Raw genomic sequence first — 18,466 nt, 5'->3', positions numbered from 1 at the left:
CCTAACTCTTTTTTTGGGCTTATAAGGTTTTTGATCATGACAAAACAAGAAAATATTCAACGACTGCTTTCACCGCGCAGTATTGTATTGATTGGTGGTTCCAACCTGGCACTCCCTATCCAAAACACTCGAGACATCGGCTTTGATGGTGAAATATGGGTGGTTAATCCCAAGTACGACGAAATCGCTGGTATACCCTGTTTCGCTAGCATTGCTGATTTACCGGGTGCTCCTGACGCGGCGTTCGTATCCATCAATGCTAAGCTAACGGTTCAAGCCGTCGCCGACCTGAACAAAAGGGGATGCGGCGGCGTGGTTTGTTACGCCGCTGGCTTTGCTGAGGTAGGTAACAATGGCGATAAACTGCAAGACTCACTGATAGAAGCGGCCGGAGATATGGCGTTAGTGGGCCCCAACTGCTATGGCTTGCTAAATTTTACCAACGGCGTCGCGTTATGGCCAGACCGCCTTTGTGGTGAGCGTACCGATAAAGGCGTCGCTATCATCAGCCAAAGCGGTAACGTAGCGCTGAATCTGACCATGCACGACCGCTCACTTTCAATCACTCATGTAATCAGCGTTGGCAATCAGGCGGTGTTAGGCGCAGGCGACTATATCGAACCACTGCTCGAAGACGATCGTGTAACTGCCATCGGTTTTTATATCGAGGGGCTAAAAGATATTGAAACGTTCAGCCGCGCTGCCCTGAAGGCTTTGGAGAAAGGCATTCCTTTGGTAGTGCTCAAGGCAGGCACTTCAGAGATCGGCATTCAGCTGACCATGAGTCACACCAGCTCCTTAGCAGGCTCTGATGATATGTATCAGGCGATGTTCGATAGGCTGGGCATCCTTCGTGTGCACTCTTTGTCTGAGCTGCTTGAAACCCTGAAGATTGCCTCTCTGTGCGAAATTCCCAAAGGGGATCGTATCAGTGTGCTGACCTGCTCCGGCGGTGATAGCGCCATGCTAGCCGATAGTCTAGATCACTATAAGCTTCAGCTGCCAAGCTTATCCAAGGTACAGGAACAAAAACTAGGTGAATGGTTGCCCGATTTCGCCAGTCTTTCCAACCCCTTAGACTACAACACCTCGATTTGGGGCAATCTTGAAGCCTGTACCGAGGTATTTGGCATTATGATGGAGGGCGACTGCGACGCTACCGTATTAGCGTTAGACTTCCCCAAACAGGGTATTGGTAACGATCACGAATGGCAAGTGGCGGTTAATTCTTTAATTGCCGCTCACGCCAACCACCCCAAGACCTGCGCCGTGATCTCTAACCTCAGCGAGCTAATGCCAGAGAACGCCCGCCAGCGGTTAGCGAAAGCTGGTATTGCACCATTGCAAAGCCTGAAAGACGGTGTTGCAGCGTTGGCACGGCTTGTGCGTTATGGCGAGCGCCGCCGTCAAGTGGCCGCAATGGATGAACCTGAGCAATTACTTCTACGCGGGCCTTTATTGGTGGAAGGCGAGAGCAAGATGCTAGATGAGTGGGCCTCTAAGCAACTGGTTGGCCGCTATGGCCTGCAACTACCTGGTGGTCGCTGTGTAAACAAAGCAGATGTGGTAGAAGCAGCGGACGAAGTTGGCTACCCGGTGGTGATGAAAGGGGTCAGCGACAGGCTGGCTCACAAGACCGAGGCCGGGGCCGTCATGCTCAATCTTAAAGATGGCAGCGCCGTGGCCAGCGCCGTTGAGGTAATGGCGGGCCGCCTAGCCGAACAGGGGCTCGCCGATGCCCGCTTTCTGATCGAACCTATGATTTCAGACTTTGTTGGTGAGCTGATCATTGGCCTCAAACGAGATGAACAGTTCGGACTGGCACTGATTGTTGGTACCGGCGGCATTCTGGTCAACCTGCTCAACGACAGTGCAATTATGCTGCTGCCAATCACCCGCGAAGCCGCTGGTGCGGCTGTCTTATCGCTGAAGGGAAGCGAGCTGCTGCAAGGTTTTCGGGGCCGTCCGGAGGGCGATTTCGAAGCCGTGGTGGATGCAATCATGGCTGTGGCTGATTTTGCTATGGATCACTGGGATAGTGTTACCGAACTGGATATCAATCCCTTGATGGTGCGTCCTAAAGGTAAAGGTGTAGTCGCTGCCGATGCCTTGGTTCGATTACAACAGTAGCTTTTTTCTACCGGTTCACAGACATTTTTAGTGAACTGATTTTTTGAACATTAGAAGAATACAAGGCATTAATAATTGACAGTGCCGGTAATAATCACCTCAAGCAATAACTAATAAAACTTGAGGTACCCCTCCCTAAAGGACTACGTGCGAGGTAAAGGTAATGGATACCATTCAAAGAAATAATAAATTAACGATCGACCCAGTAATTTTCTGGACTGCACTAATTGCTATTTTGGCTGCAAGTATTCCTCTTGTTTTATATCCGGAGGCGGGAAAAGCCGCTGTTGATGGACTGTTAAGTTCGTTCACCGGCACCTTCGGCTGGCTCTATCTGCTAACCGGAATCGGCAGTTTCCTTTTCATGGTCTGGCTTGCATACGGCCCTCTGGGGCGCATCAAAATGGGCGCACCCGACGAGCAGCCCGAGTTCAAGACCGTTCCCTGGATTTCCATGCTGTTCTGTGCAGGCATCGGCATCTCAATCTGTAACTGGGCCTTTGTAGAACCGCTCTACTTCCTATCAGGCCCACCTTTAGGCATTGAGGCAGGCACCACCGAGGCAACTGAATGGGCCGCCATGTATCCGATGTTTCATTGGGGTGTGGTGCCTTGGGCGCTGTACTTGATGCCTGCCCTGCCTATGGCGTATGTTCTGTACGTACGCAAGGTCAATGTATTACGCCTCAGTGAAGCCTGCCGCGGCATCCTCGGCAAAGCGGTGGACGGCCCTATCGGTAAGCTGATCGACGTCATTGTGATCTTCTCAATTGTCGGTGGTGTAGGAACCTCTCTGGGACTTTCCGTACCGTTGGTTTCCGCTCTTTTTCAGGAGATGTTCGGACTGGCAGATTCGTTTGGATTGCAGATGGGGATTCTGGCCGCCTGGACCGCGATGATAGCCTGGAGTGTTTATAACGGTCTGAACAAGGGAATTCAGACGCTATCAAATATCAATGCGGTGCTAGGTTTTCTGCTGCTGTTTTTCGTCTTGATTGTGGGGCCAACTATCTTTCTGTTGAACCTCTGGACTAACAGTGTAGGATTATTCTTAGATAATTTTTTCCGCATTAATTTCTGGACCGATCCGGTGACAAAGGGTGGCTTCCCCGAGAGCTGGACCATCTTCTACTGGGCCTGGTGGATCGCTTACGCGCCTATGATGGGATTGTTTGTAGCCCGTATCTCGCGCGGTCGAACCATTAAGGAAATCATCGTCAACGGTGTAGTCTGGGGCACCATCGGCTGCTGGGCCTTCTTCGCAATCTGGGGCGGTTATGCTATTGACCTGCAGCTTAGTGGTGCAGTCGATCTGCAGGCGATTCTGAACAGCGATGGCATACCGGCAACAGTCGTAGCGATCTTGAAAACCTTGCCGGTAGCCTGGCTGGTCATCCCGTTGTTCACATTGCTGTGCTTTGTGTTTCTAGCTACAACCGTAGATTCTTCTGCCTACATGCTGGCATCGATCTGCACCAAGGAAATCACCGGTTATCAGGAGCCTGCTAGATGGAATCGTATCTTGTGGACCCTTATACTTGCCTTGGTTGGTATAGGCCTGCTATCCGTTGGCGGCCTCAAAGCGGTTCAGAGCTCTACTATCCTGGTAGCGCTACCGATGATACCAGTGCTCATTATCATGTCTGCATCCTTGATTCGCTCGGCCTACCGTGACTTTGGCGCCGAACTCTCTCCACGCGCTCTCGCCAAAGAAGTAGTGGTACACCAATACGACGACGGCAAAGAATAGGTATTCAACTCCAATCCGGATTACCTCGCCAACGCCGAGCCAGAGCTGAAGCCTTAAACTCAGTGCAACAAGGCTGACAGTTCAGACGGCCTTTTAAATCCTTACTGAGTTCAGATACCCCCAACCGGAGCCTCTGAATTCTTTGCGCCCGATTTTTATGAGGGTCTTCTGAGCGCAATAAATAGGAATGCGTTATGAGCATTATCAACATCGGCGTGATCGGCGCCGGACAAATAAGCCTTGGCATTGCCCAGGCCTTCGCTACTTCCGGTTTTCAGGTCATTTTGAACGAGATCGACGCTTTGACTCTTGATCGGGGTCTGCAAAGCATCTCTTCCAGTTCGGCCCGACTTAACACCAAAGGCAGCCTGACCAGTAATCCCACCTAAAAACCAGAGTGGCATTCCAGTGATGGCGGCCTTCGCCGTAAGCATCGCGCTCAATCATGGTGGTCTTGGCGTTGTCGAACAGAGAAATGGACCCTGGAAACCGGACAGGTTGCTAAGTGTCTTCCACGGTTAAACAGCCAGTTTGTCCGCGTATGAATAATGAACATCATCAGGCGTTCTGTCATCCAGAGCCTGATGCTTTCGCTCTGTGTTGTAGAACGTGAAATAACGACCTAGTGTCCCGTTTGGTTAATTAGCTTATTTATTATCAATAACACTAAGCTTTGCCCGCGTCACCAATGTCATAATGGATAGCGTATGAGCTTGGGGTTGTGACCTCATACAGTATACCTAGGGTAAGTAACGATAATCCGTTTGCAGAGTCGTTGTTTAAAACCTGTAAGTATCGCCCTAGTTGGCCCACTGAAGGTTTTAAAAGCTTAGAGGAAGCAAGAGTATGGGTACTGAGCTTCACGCGCTGGTACAATTATGAGCATAAGCATAGCCGACTTAACTTTGTGACGCCCCATCAACGCCATACGGGTGAGGATAGACAAGTACTGGCAAAGCGTAAACAGACGATGCAACAAGCTAAAGAGGCAAACCCGATACGTTGGGGGTGTCAAGATATTAGAAACTGTGAGCCTGTAGGACCGACGACACTCAACCCTGTAAAAGTGCCACAAGAGACGAGATTACAAGTGGCTTAATTGGGCTTGACGGTGAAAACCACCTTGACAGACTCCGATTATTACTATTATCAATATCGATATATTTAGAAAGGACTGGATAAGCAGAAAAAGGTATCATTCGATTTATATTAAGCACGTAAAATCAGTCAGCTAGAGACCATCCCAGATTCTGTGTAACTGTTATTGAGCTTATACTGACACTTACACAGAATTTAGGAAAGGCTCAGCTTTTCTATAGTTCGAATGTCATCTAAATCTTTTGAGTATTTAGCTTGTAATGCGAACTGACTATAATTTTTATTAGAACTAACTACATAGAAGTCTGAGGTCATTATGTGGATATCACCTCTAACGCTCGGATGCTTAATTTGCTTATCTTCTGCAATTATAAGAGTATTGTCGTAATTAAGAGGAAACTGCTCTCTAATATCAAGAACTGTAGAGCTCCATTCGAGAACCAAAAATGTAGCTAACTCTAAATCTGAGAGTAGATGATGAGTTCGTCTTGTTTTATGTCCGAAAACTCTATGAGAACGACCTGATGAAGATATATCAGAGATTTTTATCCAAGGCTTATAATCGGCGAGCTCACCTTGACCTCTGCCTTCTTTAAGCCACTTTTCTTGTTTTTTTGAGAGCATAAAAAACCCCTGCTAATATTGAACTAACAATAGCAGGGGTAAACGTCATAATCAATAGTATGATACTTTATTACTCAGTATGATACTTTATTACTTAGTATGATACTTTATTACTTGCGTACATAAATATATATTTTCTACTTGTTAATTATTCAACCGTCACTGATTTGGCCAAGTTACGTGGCTGATCGACGTCAGTACCGCGCATAACCGCCACATGATATGACAATAGCTGAACCGGCACGCTGTAAACGATGGGCGCTAGGGTCTCGCAGACATCAGGCACATAAACCACATGCATACGTTCCTCAGCGAGCATCTTGCTAGATTCACTAGCAAAAATGAATAGTTCACCATGACGCGCATGTACCTCTTGCATATTGGCTTTGAGCTTGTCAAACATGCTGTCTTTAGGTGCCAGAACCACGATAGGCATGTCCTTATCAACCAACGCTAATGGCCCGTGCTTAAGCTCGCCAGCAGCGTAACCTTCGGCATGGATATAAGAGATTTCTTTAAGTTTTAACGCCCCTTCTAAGGCAATCGGGAACTGTAAACCACGTCCCAAAAATAGGCAGCTTTTCTTATCTTCAAAATGCTGACTCATCTCTTTAATACGGGCATCAAGGTTTAAGCTAGCATGAAGCTGACCGGGTAGCTTCTGTAGTTCATCCAGCAGGGCGGCCAAGCGCTCGGCAGTCATGCGCTGCTGAACGATACCCACCTTTAATATTAATAGCATGAGAGCTGCAAGCTGAGTGGTAAAGGCTTTGGTTGACGCCACACCAATCTCAGGACCCGCGAGTGTTGGTAAGAAGATATCGGTTTCGCGCACTAAAGAGGAGGTCGGTACATTACATAATGCCAAGCTGACTAGGCCTGCTGGCATATGTTTTTGGGTGTCACGTAGTGCCGATAAGGTATCTGCCGTTTCACCAGATTGAGAGATACAAATCACTAGTGAGTTATCGACTACCACAGGATTACGATAGCGGAACTCACTGGCCACTTCAACTGAACAAGGCATGCGTGTGAGACTCTCAAACCAGTATTTAGCGACCATACCGGCGTGATAACTGGTACCACAAGCAATTATTTGTACATTACGAATGCCTGCCAACTGGGTTTCATGACGCTCTAAAAAGTCTTTACGCAGAGTAGAGGTGTCACTACTATCAATGGCCATCTCTAGCGTTCGCGCGACTGCGTCGGGCTGCTCGTAGATTTCTTTGAGCATATAGTGCTTAAACTCGCCTTTGTCGGCGTTGTGTTGTTTGGCATCGATTTCATGAATTTGGCGGCTGACTTCAACGCCCTCAGCATAGACCGTGATGCTATTGCGAGTAAGCTTGGCAACATCGCCTTCTTCGAGGTACATAAAACGGTTAGTGACTGGCAGCAGTGCCAACTGATCTGAGGCAATAAAGTTCTCACCAATACCCACACCAATCACTAATGGTGAACCTAGACGTACCGTAATTAATTCTTCTGGGCTATCGACATGGATAATGCCTAGCGCAAACGCCCCATGTAGCAGTGGAATGACCGCCCGAACGGCTTCTAATAGGTCAGGAGTCTGTTGATAAAGGTCGTTAATCAGATGCGCCACTACTTCAGTGTCGGTTTCCGAGGTGAATTTGTAGCCCTTTGTCATTAATTCTTGCTTGAGCTCGGCGTAGTTTTCGACGATACCGTTGTGTACCACGGCAATTTTGCCGGAAACGTGCGGATGAGCATTACGTTGGGCTGGCTCGCCATGAGTGGCCCAGCGCGTATGGGCAATGCCAATATGACCGTCAAAAAATTCTGGGTTTACGGCGACTGCATCAACCAATTCTTTTACCTTGCCTACTTGGCGTTCGCGATGTAACTCACCATCACGAATAACGGTCAGACCAGCGGAATCGTAGCCTCGGTATTCTAAGCGCTTTAAGCCTTCAAGTAAGATATTGGCGATATTACGCTCAGCAACTGCACCTACAATTCCGCACATGGCTATTCCTTAAATTAAATATATAGTTAAAATACCTTAAAAACGCTACGGTACTGCTGGTATAAGCTTTTTGCAGCCTCTGTCTGCATAGGCACAGCAAGCAAGAAAAACGTATACCAGCAGTAGGTTATGTATCGATATTACTTTTCATTGACTATAGTTATAAAAATGGTCATCAAGTAATGTTTTTATGAACAGAGGGAGTAGGGTAATGGCTACCCAATATACTACTAAGCAGCACCACAAGTTAATTGCCGCACTGCTTAAGGTTATTTAAACAATTTTAACTTTGTTTTATTATTTAGATTTTTTGGTCGGACGTTTGAAGTTTTCCTTTTGCACTTGTCGAGCGCGCCCAAGTGCTAAGGCATTAGCGTCAACATCTTTAGTAATCACCGATCCTGCACCTACTATTGCAGTTTTTCCAATCGTAACTGGAGCAACTAGGCTGCTATTCGAGCCAATAAAGGCCTGATCTTCAATGATAGTTTGCGATTTATTGACCCCGTCATAATTACAAGTAATCACGCCAGCACCGACATTGACACCAGTGCCAATGGTGGCGTCACCGATATAACTCAAGTGATTGACCTTGCTACCATTACCGATAGTGGATTTTTTAATCTCAACAAAATTACCAACGCGACTGCTATCCTTTAAAACGGTACCAGGACGCAGATGAGCAAAAGGACCAATATCAACGCCTGCACCGATTTGGGCTTGATCGATAACACAATAAGGTTTGATGTGACAGGCGTTACCGATTTGCGTGTTTTTGATAACACAGCCTGCTTCGATATAGACGTTATCACCCAAGGTACAGTCACCTTCGAACACTACACCGACGTCTACAAACACATCTTGCCCAGCCGTTAAACTACCACGAATATCGACTCGAGTAGGATCAGCAAACTGTACGCCCGCTACTTGTAGGTCATAGACCAACTTCCCTTGCCATGACCGTTCTAAGCTCGCCAGCTGCTGGCGGTTATTGACGCCTTCAATCTCAAAGGTATGCTCAGGCTCAATAGCGGCAATACTAATACCATCAGCCACCGCCATCTTGACGATATCGGTCAGATAGTATTCTTGCTGAGCATTATCATTAGACAGTTCTGGCAAATATTGATGTAGCAACGCATTATCAACGCAGTAAATGCCACTATTAATCTCTTGGATTTGTTGTTCGGCAGCACTAGCGTCTTTTTGCTCGACAATCGCTTCGATATTACCAGCTTGATCGCGTTTAATGCGCCCAAGACCAAAGGGGCTGTCTACTGTCAGCGTTAACATCGACATGCCATCAATATTGGCGGCTTGTAATTTTGTTAAAGTATATGAGCTGACCAGCGGTACATCACCGTATAAAATTAAACTTTGACCTTCTTTTGGTAATTGGGTTAGCGCCACTTTTACCGCATGACCGGTGCCTAGCTGTTCAGTCTGAGCGACCCAGGTAATTGATACCTGCGCATATTGATCTGTCATCGCTGTCTGAACTTGCTCACCGCCAAATCCATGTACCACAATGGTTTCATCTACTGTGAGCTGCTGGCAGGTGTCTAAGACATGACCAAGTAATGACTTACCCGCTAGGGTCTGCAGCACTTTTGGCTTAGCCGATTGCATACGCGTGCCTTTGCCGGCCGCCAGAATAATTACAGAAAGAGAAGATGTCATGGCATTCCTAAAAGAGCACTTTATAGATGTAACAAAATATAATTTTGGATTATAACGTAAATATTGGTTTAAAAAAATGTTAAGTCGTGCAGGGTTTGTAACCTATAGTTAAAGTACCTTAAAAACGCGACGGTACTGCTGGTATAAGCTTTTTGCAGCCTCTGTCTGCGTAGGCACAGCAAGCAAGAAAAACGTATGCCAGCAGTAGGTTGTGTATCGATATTACTGTTCATTGACTATATCTTCTAAGCTTAACTATGCAATAAGATGCCTTGAGCTAGGAAACTAACCTAAAAAGCCAACCTAACATTAAGGCGTTCACAGCAGCATAGCCAACATAACCACTATCCATACTACAGCTGCCATCATACCGGCGATAATATCGTCAAGCATGATACCTAGACCGCCAGCGACCTTCTTATCCGCCCAGCTAATCGGTGGGGGCTTAATAATATCAAAGAAGCGGAACAGTACAAAAGCAATAACGATCGCAATAATAGATAAGCTTTGTGACACATCGTGCCAAAAGTTGGCCACCGATACGCCCATATAAGAAAACGGCAATAGGGTAATCCATATACCCGCCCACTCATCCCAAACGATATGTGGATTATCATGACCGCCCATCAGCTTGGAGGTGCGACCACATATCCAAATGCCAATCACACAAGATAAGAGAGTAATGATTAAAAACGGCACAAAGCCCAAGCTCATCAGCGGTATAGCGATTATAAGCCCACCAACCGTACCCCAAGTGCCTGGCGCACGGCGTGGTAGGCCGCTACCCAGCCCAAGACCTAGCCAATAGACAATACGATCAAGGCCACTGGCATGAGCTGGTAGCGGTGGACAGTCGTTGGCTTGACTAATATCGGGCTTAGATAGATTGTCAGTCATGGGTTAACCTGCAAAATGTTGGTAACCAGTCAGAGTCGGCCACGTGGTAAAGGGCGAGGGTTGGGTTGGTGTTACTGCTTGACCTTGATAAAACAACACTGGATGCGGCGATACTATATTTTTTGTAGAGTCTGTAACTTCAGAGCCAGCAACTTTAAAACCAGTAGCTTTAGAATCTTTAACTTCAGAGTCAGTAGCGGTAAAATCAGTAGTTGTAATATCAACCTGATTCGCTACCGCAATAACCTCACCGATACAGCTTATGGAGGTGTTGTTAAGAGGTGGGGCGACATCGGCAGGCAGAGTAAATGCCAATTCATAATCATCACCACCGGTTAGCTGGCACAGTAAGCGTTCAGTTAGGCTAATGGTTGATAATGGCGTGCTGGTTGGCAGTTGCTCGATATTGAGACGCATACTGACCTTACTCTGCTGACAGATATGACTTAGATCTTGGTACAGACCATCAGAGATATCAATCATCGCTGTCGCGCCAATTTGCGCCAAAGCGATACCGAGCTGAATACGTGGTGTCGGCATATGTAGTCGATGCGCAAGCTCAATACCAACACCATTATCAGGATGCTGTAAAGCATAAGCGGCATCACCAAGTGACCCTGAAACGTAGACCTTGTCACCAACCTTGGCCCCTGAGCGATAGACCGCTGGCGTGTCAGCGGGCAGTAATCCTTGCGCACTGATGCTCAGTATTAGGCTGTCATTACGGGTAGTATCACCACCAATCAGGGTGACACCGAATAACTGACAGGCATGAAATAAGCCTTTGGCAAACTCGGTCAACCATGCTTGGTTCGCAAGGCGCTCAGGTAATGCTAATGCCAGCAAGATACTGTGCGGCGTCGCACCCATAGCAGCAAGGTCTGAGACGTTGACCGCTACTGCTTTATAACCAATAGCAAATGCTAACTGCTGCACTTGTTGCCAATCAGCGTTAAAGTGCCGACCTTGCACTAAAGTGTCAACACAGCTAACCAAGCGTGACCCAGCCGGTAACGACATTACTGCCGCATCATCACCGATACCCTTTTCAATATCAGTAGGTAGTGGCTGATCGGCTTGTAACTGGAGGAATATTTGCTCAATCAGCTCAAACTCGTTCATAGTTAGTCGTTACTTTTTTCATCAGTGCTATTCATATCAGTGCTGTTCAAATCGCTGCTATCTAACTCTGTATCGGTCAACCTATTGGCATTTTCTTTAGTGTCGTCTGATTTAACGCTGTCTGAATCTATGCTGTCTGAATCTATGCTATCTGCATCGCTATCAGCTGACTCAGTGATAACTGTTTCAGAGTTATCAGCTTCAACGTGCACTGAATCGGGATGGCTTGATTCAACACTGGATTCAACACTATCTGTCACGTCATTTTCTGAAATTTTACTTTCTAAAACGTCACTCTTTGCAATGCTGCTTTCTGAATCGGCCAAAGTATTAGCGTTATCGATAATAGGGTCAGTGCTGACTACCGTATCATTGACTACCGCATCATCTGTATTTTCAGCAATGAGTGGTTCAGTGCTGACTGCTTTGACACGGTCTTTAATCGCTGCTTTAGCGTTAGTCATGCCGGCATTGGCCTTATTAGGACGGTTACGTTTAACGTTAGTATTATTGGCGCTGATACGTGGTTTCGTTGAAGCGGTTGGCGTGGCTTCAGTTCCAGCTACATCTTCAGTGGTGTTCACTTGAGACCCATCACTTCCTACCTTTGTCTGCTTAATAGAGGCTTTTTGTGAGGTACGTAGATTGGCTTTGATATCGGCCTGTACTTCCGCAGCACGCAGTTCTACTGCCATTCTATCCAATACCGCATTAATCAGCTTATGGGCATCAGTTGCCCCAAAATGATTATTGAGCTTCATCGCCTCGTCAAGGACCACTTTATAAGGAATTTCTAAGCGGTTTTGCAGCTCATAAGCACCAATAAGTAAAATAGCATGCTCAACGGTATCTAGCTTATCGATTTCACGGTCTAGATGCTGGGTGATAAGTGCATTTAGCGATTCAATCTGCTCTGGAATGTCATGCATCATTTCATGATAATAACCCAGGTGTACTGTATGCATAGCATTGGTTGCGCGTGTACGTGCTGCGATATCATTCGGTGCATTGGCCTTCCAACCGAGCTTGCCGTTGTTATCAAAGCGGTGGTCAGTGATCAGCCATTCATATAAGCCTTGCATGGCAAAGCGCCGCGCCTTACGGATAGCGGTGTGACTGGTCTTATAAGAAGACTCACTCATATCGAAGTTTTGGTCACCCGCACTACTGCTTGCTACACTAATAGCTTCAGCCTGTTCAGAATCGGTTTGTGCAGTTTTCGCAGCGCTAATGGCGCGCTTGAGTTGGTCAGTCATAGGGGGTCAATACCTAAGTTTTGAAATAAAAATTTTTAAAATAAAAAGTTTTAAAATAAAAAATGTGTCGAAAGGGTATAGATAATCAGCTGGCAGTTTACAACCGCTAAATAGTAAAGCTCATATGCTGACTTTATTCCTAGGTACAGCACTTCTAGGCATATTCCTAAAGTCAGCATATGATGAGACCTCTAATAAAACCTTTATTATTAAAAGTCTCAATCCAACAGCCTCGATCTGATTTAGCTTTTTAAAAAAACTAAGCGTCATCACTACTATCATCAATATCTAATTGTGATAAGACCGCAATCATTTCAAGTACAACCATTGCTGCTTCAGAGCCTTTATTACCCGCTTTGGTGCCCGCACGTTCAATCGCTTGTTCAATGCTGTCAGTCGTCAAGACGCCATTAGCAACGGGAATATTATAGTCGGTAGCGACATTGCTTAAGCCTTTTGCTGACTCGTTGGCGACAAAATCAAAATGCGGGGTGCTACCACGAATAATGGCACCTAAAGCAATGATCGCATCGAAACGATCAGATTCAGCAGCACGCTGGGCAACTAGTGGCAATTCAAAAGCACCAGGTACGCGAATGACGGTAATATTACTGCCTAAAACACCGTGACGTAGTAGTGCATCAATGGCGCCATCAACCAATGACTCTACAACAAAACCATTAAAACGGGTGACGACGATACCAATACGGGCGTCGGTATTTTGGTGTAAATTGCCGTCAATATGAGTGACGGCATCGCGTTGCTGTTGTAAATTTGACATGGGAGTATCCTTGATTCTAGATAGAAGTATTTGTTAAGTTAAGTGATTCATTTTATTGATTATCGAAGGGCTAGATAAATGAAAATAAGTGGTTAACGCTATAATAGCATTTTTTTACAAGCGCATCTGTATCCCTTGGCTTGCCATGTAGTGCTTCGCTTCAGAAATAGTATGTTCACCGAAGTGAAAAATACTGGCTGCAAGCACTGCATCAACGCCACCTTTGAGAACACCGTCAGCTAAATGTTGCAGGTTGCCCACGCCACCTGAGGCAATCACGGGTATATTTACTTGCTCAGTAATTTGCTTCATAAGCTCTAAGTCATAGCCCTTTTTGGTACCATCGCCATCCATCGAGGTGACCAACAGCTCACCGGCGCCCAGATCAGCCATTTTTAGCGCCCACGCAACGGCATCAATACCCGTTGGTTTGCGTCCACCATGGGTGAAAATTTCCCAACGCGGGATTATAATACCATTGACGTTAATATCAGCAACGCGCTTGGCATCGATAGCGACCACAATACATTGGTTGCCAAATTTTTGTGACGCCTCACCAACGAACTCAGGAGTAAATACTGCTGCTGAATTAATGGCCACTTTATCCGCGCCTGCATTCAACAGATTGCGAATATCGGCGATTTTACGCACGCCGCCGCCAACTGTTAGCGGGACAAACACGGTCTCTGCCATACGCTCAACGGTATGATAAGTCGTGTCTCGCTCATCATTGGTTGCCGTAATATCTAAAAAGGTAATTTCATCGGCACCTTGTTCGTTGTAGCGTTTTGCCACTTCGACAGGATCACCGGCATCCTTAATATCAACAAACTGCACGCCTTTAACCACGCGGCCATTATCGACATCCAAGCAAGGAATGATACGCTTTGCTAACATAGGGGCTTTCACCTTATAATCAATTCATTCGTAGGCGCTAGTCTAGCAAAATCGCCGCTATATCAGGCATATTTTCGCCAAATTAATGCCTTTTTTGCTAAAGTTTATTAATACATAGCATGATTGTCGCCATTACCTGCTGAAATTGCCCTATTTAACTTTCTATCTAATTGTCCTAAGTGAGATGTCATGTCTGTTTATACCCAGTTAACCGATGATCAATTTGCCGCATTCTGTCAAAGCTTTGGCGTCCAATTCGTTCGTGCGATTCCTATTACCCAAGGGATAAAAAACTCCAACTGGTTTATTCAGACAACAACCGATGCTGAGGGTGATTACTCTTATGTATTCACTCTATTTGAAGAGCGGCCACCCAGTGATATTGAAAAGATGGCGGTTATTTTAAACCAGCTAAATGGTAAATTAGCGGTTGCCGCACCCTTGCCTATTGTCGAGTCAAGCTTTGATATTAATAATGATGGTCTGAATGATAAAAGTAATGCAAGTGACAACAAACGCTATGTGATGCATTACGAAGATAAAGCAATTACGGTAGTGCCCTGTCTAGCAGGCACACATCCTGAGCAAACCACCCAAAGCATGTGTCATGAAATAGGCGCATCGTTAGCGGTATTGCACGAAACGCTACAAGAGTTACAGCCTGCCGAAGATTATGGCGTGGCGCTGTATCCTTGGGCTGAAGTGCGTGATCGCGAAATGCAGTTTATGCCGAGCGACGAGGCCAAGTTGATGAGCGATATTTGGCAGTCTTATACTGATTTGCCATTGGCGATATTGCCAAAAGGGCTGTGTCATTTAGATATGTTTGCGGATAATACCTTGTGGGACTTACCATTAAATAAAGGTCAAAAAGGCCACGAGCGCCTTACAGGTCTGTTAGACTTTACTGAGGTTAGCGTTGATCATTATGTGATGGATATTGCCATTGCGATCAACGATTTTTGTACCACTTGGGGTGGCGCTGAGCAAGGTGAGTCGGTAGCGTTTGATCGCCAAAAAATGCGGGCTTTTCTTCAAGGCTATGAGTCTAAAAGAACGCTTGGCGCCGATGAGCAGCGTGCATTACCAGTGATGCTGGCCAAAGCAGCCGTCATCTTTTGGCTACTGCGTCTCAACGTCATTCATTACAACCGTACTGAAGGGCGCACTGGTGACAATATCATGGTCAAAAATCCTGACCTGATGAAACGACTGGCTGCTTATCATTGGGCACACGTTGAAAAGGCGCAAGGTAGTGTATTTGTGCTGCTAAATACTGAGCAAGCTAATGATCAAATACAAGGTATTTTTAGTACCAGCAAGCAAGCACAGCAAGCGCTGGAACGCTTACAAACTGACCAAAGCAAGCAAACTGACCACAGCAAGCTGATTATTCAAGAATGTACCCTGGATCAGCTATTATAAATATTATTGCCATATTACTAAACTTATTTGTCATAAAACCATACATTCTTAACCTTCAAAGGCGACCTAATGACCAACCAAGTCGATAACTGGCACAAACTGGCACGCTACGATACCAATATGCAAGGTGAGCTGCATGCCACTCTGCTCAGAAATAATAATATAACGGTATCACTACAGGCTTTGAGTGGCATACCCGGCATGAATTCAGGGGCAGTCTTGTGGGTACAAGATACTGATCTGGCACAGGCTCAGCGTATCTTGGGTAGCATCGAGACAGATGGTGCCGCACTGCTAGATGAGATGTTTGATGAATCGCAAGACAACATGACAACCAATCCAATGGATGACAATAACGGTGGTAATGCATAAATGTGTCAACTATTAGGAATGAACTGTAATACCCCGACCGATATCGGTTTTAGCTTTTCAGGATTTCGCCGTCGTGGTGGTATGACCGATAGCCATGAAGATGGTTTTGGCATTGCGTTTTTTGAGCGTAGTGTCTGTGATACAGATAATGTTGCAGCCGGACTGCGGCTATTTCATGATAACCATCCCAGTCACCTGTCACCAGTTGCAGACCTGGTTAATAATTATCCGATCAAAGCTATGAATGTCATTGCTCATATTCGAAAGGCCACCCAAGGTCAAAACTGCTTGGCCAACACCCATCCTTTCGTCCGTGAAGTATGGGGCGAACAATGGGTATTTGCCCATAATGGCCAGATGAACAGTGAATTCATTAAACGCTGCCAGCGCTTGCAAGATAATGGTAATGCTTCACATTGCCAACCGGTGGGATCAACTGACTCTGAGATGGCATTCTGTTATTTAGTTAACAGACTAAAAAGTAGCTTTAAATCCCGTCCTGATGACCAAACGCTTTTTAGTTTTTTGACTACCCAATGTCGTTATTTATCGGCGAATGGATTATTCAATTGCTTGATATCGAATGGTAATTGGCAATTGGCCTATGCCGGTAGTTTGCTATTTTATTTGACCCGTCAAGCACCGTTTGGCGAAGCAAAGTTAGCTGATGATGATTTGGCGATTAATTTTGGTGATTTGACCACCGATAAAGATAAAGTGACCATATTAGTAACCGTACCACTGACTGAAAATGAAAAGTGGCAACAGCTGGCCGTCAATGAATGCCTAATATTTCAAGATGGCGATATAGTATATAAAGACAGCCCAAGCCAGCGTAAGTTCTTGACTATTGAGGAAGGGGTCGCGATTGCAAGGTCGGTTGGGGCGAGTATTTAGGGATATTTAATTAGCCAAACAAACCCCACAACAGCGCTTAAACTTCTCTCCAGACCCACAAATACACGGCTGCTTTTGGCCCACTGACATCGAGACAGTTGGGTCAAGAAAGTACCAGCGTTCTTTATCTCCAGAAGCAGACTTATCTGTCACTTTTACTCGGTCTGTCACTTTTACAAAGCTAGATAACTCATGATGCGCCTGTAATCCATCTTCAGTATTATAATAAGCTTTAAACTCAACCTGAGCATGACGTTTGCCAAGTTTTGGTGTGTGCTGTACGATTTCCAGTCCTGCCCAATCCGTTTCTTTTGCCCATATCTTAATATCATTGATATCAAGCAATGCTTGCTGGGCAGGCACGGTGGTCTTGACAATATAATCCGCCTTTACTAATGCGAACGCGCTATAACGAGTGCGCATCAGCCGTTCAGCGCTCTCAGCTTGAGCGCCAGCGCTGTTATCAGTACCGTCTTCATCAAGGCTATCATGATAAGGCTGACAGCAGTCTTTATAGGCTAATGCGTTGCTAGAAATGGCTAACGACGGATTGATTTGGCAAGGGCAATTCTTTATAGAAAGCGGCATAGCATGCTCTAATAATTGAGGAATACGTTCTTAATAAATTTTAAGATAATACGTTCTTTATAAAGGTAGGTAGCATGCCGACTTTGAGCTTTGCCCAAGGGGCAGGATCGCGCAGCTGTTCCCAAAACGGTGCAAAAGGTGGGGCTGCGAATACTAGTAATGCCAGTAGTGCATATAATATTAGATACCACCAGCGGTCTTTGTGTTGATAAAACTTCATCGCCGTGCCGGACGAGCGCTTCATGGTCATCCCTGATAGATTCACGCTGTACATCTCATCCAGTAGTAAATGTACCATCGCGCCACCGAATAAGAATAGACCGTAAAACCAGCTGGCCGTCAGCGGATTGTGCACCGCATAATAGCTCAGATACGTCAGTCCAAGCCCCAATATCGCCATGTAAGGCACCGAATGAATGACGCCACGATGCACAGTCATGCTAGTAAATATCTGAAAGACCACATAACGCATAAAACCGTAACCCGCCAGCCAGAGTGCTATTAAGGCCAGTAAGCTTAGCTCACTGCGCCAATGCATCACCAGCCCAAAGGCAAAGATAAAGGACGCAATATTAAAGCCCAATTTAATTGGGGTCGAGTTATCAGAGTCTAGATCAGGCAGCAGCCCGCCTATCGTGCCGAGCGCCACGCATATTAAAAACCCTGAGTCATTCAACAGACCGGCTTTATAAACGGTTAAACCTAGCATACCGCTTACTGCAAATGCGCCATTTAAGTGGGTATTAAAATTCGCCATAAAACTTTACCATAAAATTTCGCCATCGATAGGCGTTCGTCTAGCTGTAAAAAAGCGCCTTATGATACCATGAGCCATTACGCCAAACTCATATAGTCAGTCCACTATATTTGTGACTTATTATCTAGAGAGCTTGGTGCAACTGTCTTAATAAACGAGATATAGCCTGCACACGAGTTCCTTATACCACCGTTATATT

General features: G+C 45.9%; 16 protein-coding genes and 1 pseudogene. 7 read left to right on the top strand and 10 right to left on the bottom strand.

The genetic code is table 11. From position 1 onward, the window contains the following. The first annotated feature begins 36 nt into the window (after positions 1-36). The 4 genes and pseudogenes from RCH20_RS08790 to RCH20_RS08775 form a co-directional block, all read left to right on the top strand. On the top strand, positions 37-2,130 hold the full coding sequence (locus tag RCH20_RS08790) for an acetate--CoA ligase family protein (RefSeq protein WP_327193316.1): 2,094 nt from the start codon (positions 37-39) through the stop codon (positions 2,128-2,130). A gap of 163 nt (positions 2,131-2,293) precedes the next feature. Next, positions 2,294-3,880, top strand: a complete 1,587-nt coding sequence (locus RCH20_RS08785; RefSeq protein ID WP_327193315.1) for a BCCT family transporter — start codon at positions 2,294-2,296, stop codon at positions 3,878-3,880. 194 nt (positions 3,881-4,074) lie between these two features. Beyond that, positions 4,075-4,269, top strand: coding sequence for a 3-hydroxyacyl-CoA dehydrogenase NAD-binding domain-containing protein (locus RCH20_RS08780; RefSeq protein WP_327193314.1), 195 nt, complete (start codon positions 4,075-4,077; stop codon positions 4,267-4,269). A gap of 320 nt (positions 4,270-4,589) precedes the next feature. Beyond that, positions 4,590-4,979, top strand: a pseudogene (locus RCH20_RS08775) (integrase core domain-containing protein); the annotation flags it as partial. A gap of 194 nt (positions 4,980-5,173) precedes the next feature. Here the strand turns inward: RCH20_RS08775 and RCH20_RS08770 are convergent. The 8 genes from RCH20_RS08770 to hisF form a co-directional block, all read right to left on the bottom strand. Further along, on the bottom strand, positions 5,174-5,602 hold the full coding sequence (locus tag RCH20_RS08770) for a TnsA endonuclease N-terminal domain-containing protein (RefSeq protein ID WP_327193313.1): 429 nt from the start codon (positions 5,600-5,602) through the stop codon (positions 5,174-5,176). Between the two features lie 148 nt (positions 5,603-5,750). Continuing rightward, a complete protein-coding gene (gene glmS / locus RCH20_RS08765) occupies positions 5,751-7,595 on the bottom strand; it encodes a glutamine--fructose-6-phosphate transaminase (isomerizing) (RefSeq protein ID WP_327193312.1) in 1,845 nt (614 codons plus the stop codon). A 297-nt stretch (positions 7,596-7,892) separates the two neighbouring features. Next, complete coding sequence (gene glmU / locus RCH20_RS08760) at positions 7,893-9,275, bottom strand: bifunctional UDP-N-acetylglucosamine diphosphorylase/glucosamine-1-phosphate N-acetyltransferase GlmU (RefSeq protein WP_327193311.1); 1,383 nt, start codon at positions 9,273-9,275, stop codon at positions 7,893-7,895. A 318-nt stretch (positions 9,276-9,593) separates the two neighbouring features. Then, entirely contained in the window at positions 9,594-10,172 is a 579-nt protein-coding gene (locus RCH20_RS08755) for a phosphatidylglycerophosphatase A family protein (protein ID WP_327193310.1), read from the bottom strand. 3 nt (positions 10,173-10,175) lie between these two features. Beyond that, complete coding sequence (gene thiL, locus RCH20_RS08750; protein WP_327193309.1) at positions 10,176-11,294, bottom strand: thiamine-phosphate kinase; 1,119 nt, start codon at positions 11,292-11,294, stop codon at positions 10,176-10,178. Between the two features lie 2 nt (positions 11,295-11,296). Further along, positions 11,297-12,550 (bottom strand): transcription antitermination factor NusB, encoded by a 1,254-nt coding sequence (gene nusB, locus RCH20_RS08745; protein WP_327193308.1) that lies wholly within the window; start codon positions 12,548-12,550, stop codon positions 11,297-11,299. 259 nt (positions 12,551-12,809) lie between these two features. Further along, positions 12,810-13,331, bottom strand: a complete 522-nt coding sequence (gene ribH, locus RCH20_RS08740) for a 6,7-dimethyl-8-ribityllumazine synthase (RefSeq protein WP_327193307.1) — start codon at positions 13,329-13,331, stop codon at positions 12,810-12,812. Positions 13,332-13,445: 114 nt separating this feature from the next. Beyond that, positions 13,446-14,228 carry an imidazole glycerol phosphate synthase subunit HisF gene (gene hisF, locus RCH20_RS08735; RefSeq protein ID WP_327193306.1) on the bottom strand — a complete coding sequence of 261 codons (783 nt, stop codon included), beginning with the start codon at positions 14,226-14,228 and terminating at the stop codon, positions 13,446-13,448. Positions 14,229-14,417: 189 nt separating this feature from the next. Between hisF and RCH20_RS08730 the strand changes: the two genes are divergently transcribed. From RCH20_RS08730 to RCH20_RS08720, 3 genes are all read left to right on the top strand, one after another. Further along, the gene (locus RCH20_RS08730) at positions 14,418-15,653 is read left to right on the top strand and encodes a homoserine kinase (protein ID WP_327193305.1); all 1,236 of its coding nucleotides are present in this window, start codon (positions 14,418-14,420) and stop codon (positions 15,651-15,653) included. A 69-nt stretch (positions 15,654-15,722) separates the two neighbouring features. Beyond that, positions 15,723-16,025 (top strand): hypothetical protein, encoded by a 303-nt coding sequence (locus RCH20_RS08725; protein ID WP_327193303.1) that lies wholly within the window; start codon positions 15,723-15,725, stop codon positions 16,023-16,025. After that, positions 16,026-16,922: a class II glutamine amidotransferase gene (locus RCH20_RS08720; RefSeq protein WP_327193302.1), complete on the top strand. Its 897-nt coding sequence runs from the start codon at positions 16,026-16,028 to the stop codon at positions 16,920-16,922. A 6-nt stretch (positions 16,923-16,928) separates the two neighbouring features. Here RCH20_RS08720 and RCH20_RS08715 read toward each other — a convergent pair whose 3' ends face one another. Together RCH20_RS08715 and RCH20_RS08710 are read right to left on the bottom strand one after the other, a co-directional pair. Next, entirely contained in the window at positions 16,929-17,510 is a 582-nt protein-coding gene (locus RCH20_RS08715; RefSeq protein ID WP_327193301.1) for a YchJ family protein, read from the bottom strand. A gap of 40 nt (positions 17,511-17,550) precedes the next feature. Beyond that, positions 17,551-18,267: a metal-dependent hydrolase gene (locus tag RCH20_RS08710; RefSeq protein WP_327193300.1), complete on the bottom strand. Its 717-nt coding sequence runs from the start codon at positions 18,265-18,267 to the stop codon at positions 17,551-17,553. Positions 18,268-18,466: the final 199 nt, after the last annotated feature.

Origin of the sequence: Psychrobacter sp. PL15 (assembly GCF_035984995.1) — a bacterium.
Classification (GTDB): Bacteria; Pseudomonadota; Gammaproteobacteria; order Pseudomonadales; family Moraxellaceae; genus Psychrobacter.
This window is presented reverse-complemented; position numbering and strand designations above follow the sequence as displayed.

Excerpts from the sequence above, each read along its gene's own strand:
- RCH20_RS08770 (WP_327193313.1), bottom strand. The coding sequence starts at position 5,602 with ATGCTCTCAAAAAAACAAGAAAAGTGGCTTAAAGAAGGCAGAGGTCAA.
- thiL (WP_327193309.1), bottom strand. The coding sequence starts at position 11,294 with ATGAACGAGTTTGAGCTGATTGAGCAAATATTCCTCCAGTTACAAGCC.
- ribH (WP_327193307.1), bottom strand. The coding sequence starts at position 13,331 with ATGTCAAATTTACAACAGCAACGCGATGCCGTCACTCATATTGACGGC.
- RCH20_RS08755 (WP_327193310.1), bottom strand. The coding sequence starts at position 10,172 with ATGACTGACAATCTATCTAAGCCCGATATTAGTCAAGCCAACGACTGT.
- hisF (WP_327193306.1), bottom strand. The coding sequence starts at position 14,228 with ATGTTAGCAAAGCGTATCATTCCTTGCTTGGATGTCGATAATGGCCGC.
- RCH20_RS08710 (WP_327193300.1), bottom strand. The coding sequence starts at position 18,267 with ATGGCGAATTTTAATACCCACTTAAATGGCGCATTTGCAGTAAGCGGT.
- RCH20_RS08780 (WP_327193314.1), top strand. The coding sequence starts at position 4,075 with ATGAGCATTATCAACATCGGCGTGATCGGCGCCGGACAAATAAGCCTT.
- glmS (WP_327193312.1), bottom strand. The coding sequence starts at position 7,595 with ATGTGCGGAATTGTAGGTGCAGTTGCTGAGCGTAATATCGCCAATATC.
- RCH20_RS08725 (WP_327193303.1), top strand. The coding sequence starts at position 15,723 with ATGACCAACCAAGTCGATAACTGGCACAAACTGGCACGCTACGATACC.
- glmU (WP_327193311.1), bottom strand. The coding sequence starts at position 9,275 with ATGACATCTTCTCTTTCTGTAATTATTCTGGCGGCCGGCAAAGGCACG.
- RCH20_RS08730 (WP_327193305.1), top strand. The coding sequence starts at position 14,418 with ATGTCTGTTTATACCCAGTTAACCGATGATCAATTTGCCGCATTCTGT.
- RCH20_RS08785 (WP_327193315.1), top strand. The coding sequence starts at position 2,294 with ATGGATACCATTCAAAGAAATAATAAATTAACGATCGACCCAGTAATT.
- RCH20_RS08720 (WP_327193302.1), top strand. The coding sequence starts at position 16,026 with ATGTGTCAACTATTAGGAATGAACTGTAATACCCCGACCGATATCGGT.
- RCH20_RS08715 (WP_327193301.1), bottom strand. The coding sequence starts at position 17,510 with ATGCCGCTTTCTATAAAGAATTGCCCTTGCCAAATCAATCCGTCGTTA.
- nusB (WP_327193308.1), bottom strand. The coding sequence starts at position 12,550 with ATGACTGACCAACTCAAGCGCGCCATTAGCGCTGCGAAAACTGCACAA.
- RCH20_RS08790 (WP_327193316.1), top strand. The coding sequence starts at position 37 with ATGACAAAACAAGAAAATATTCAACGACTGCTTTCACCGCGCAGTATT.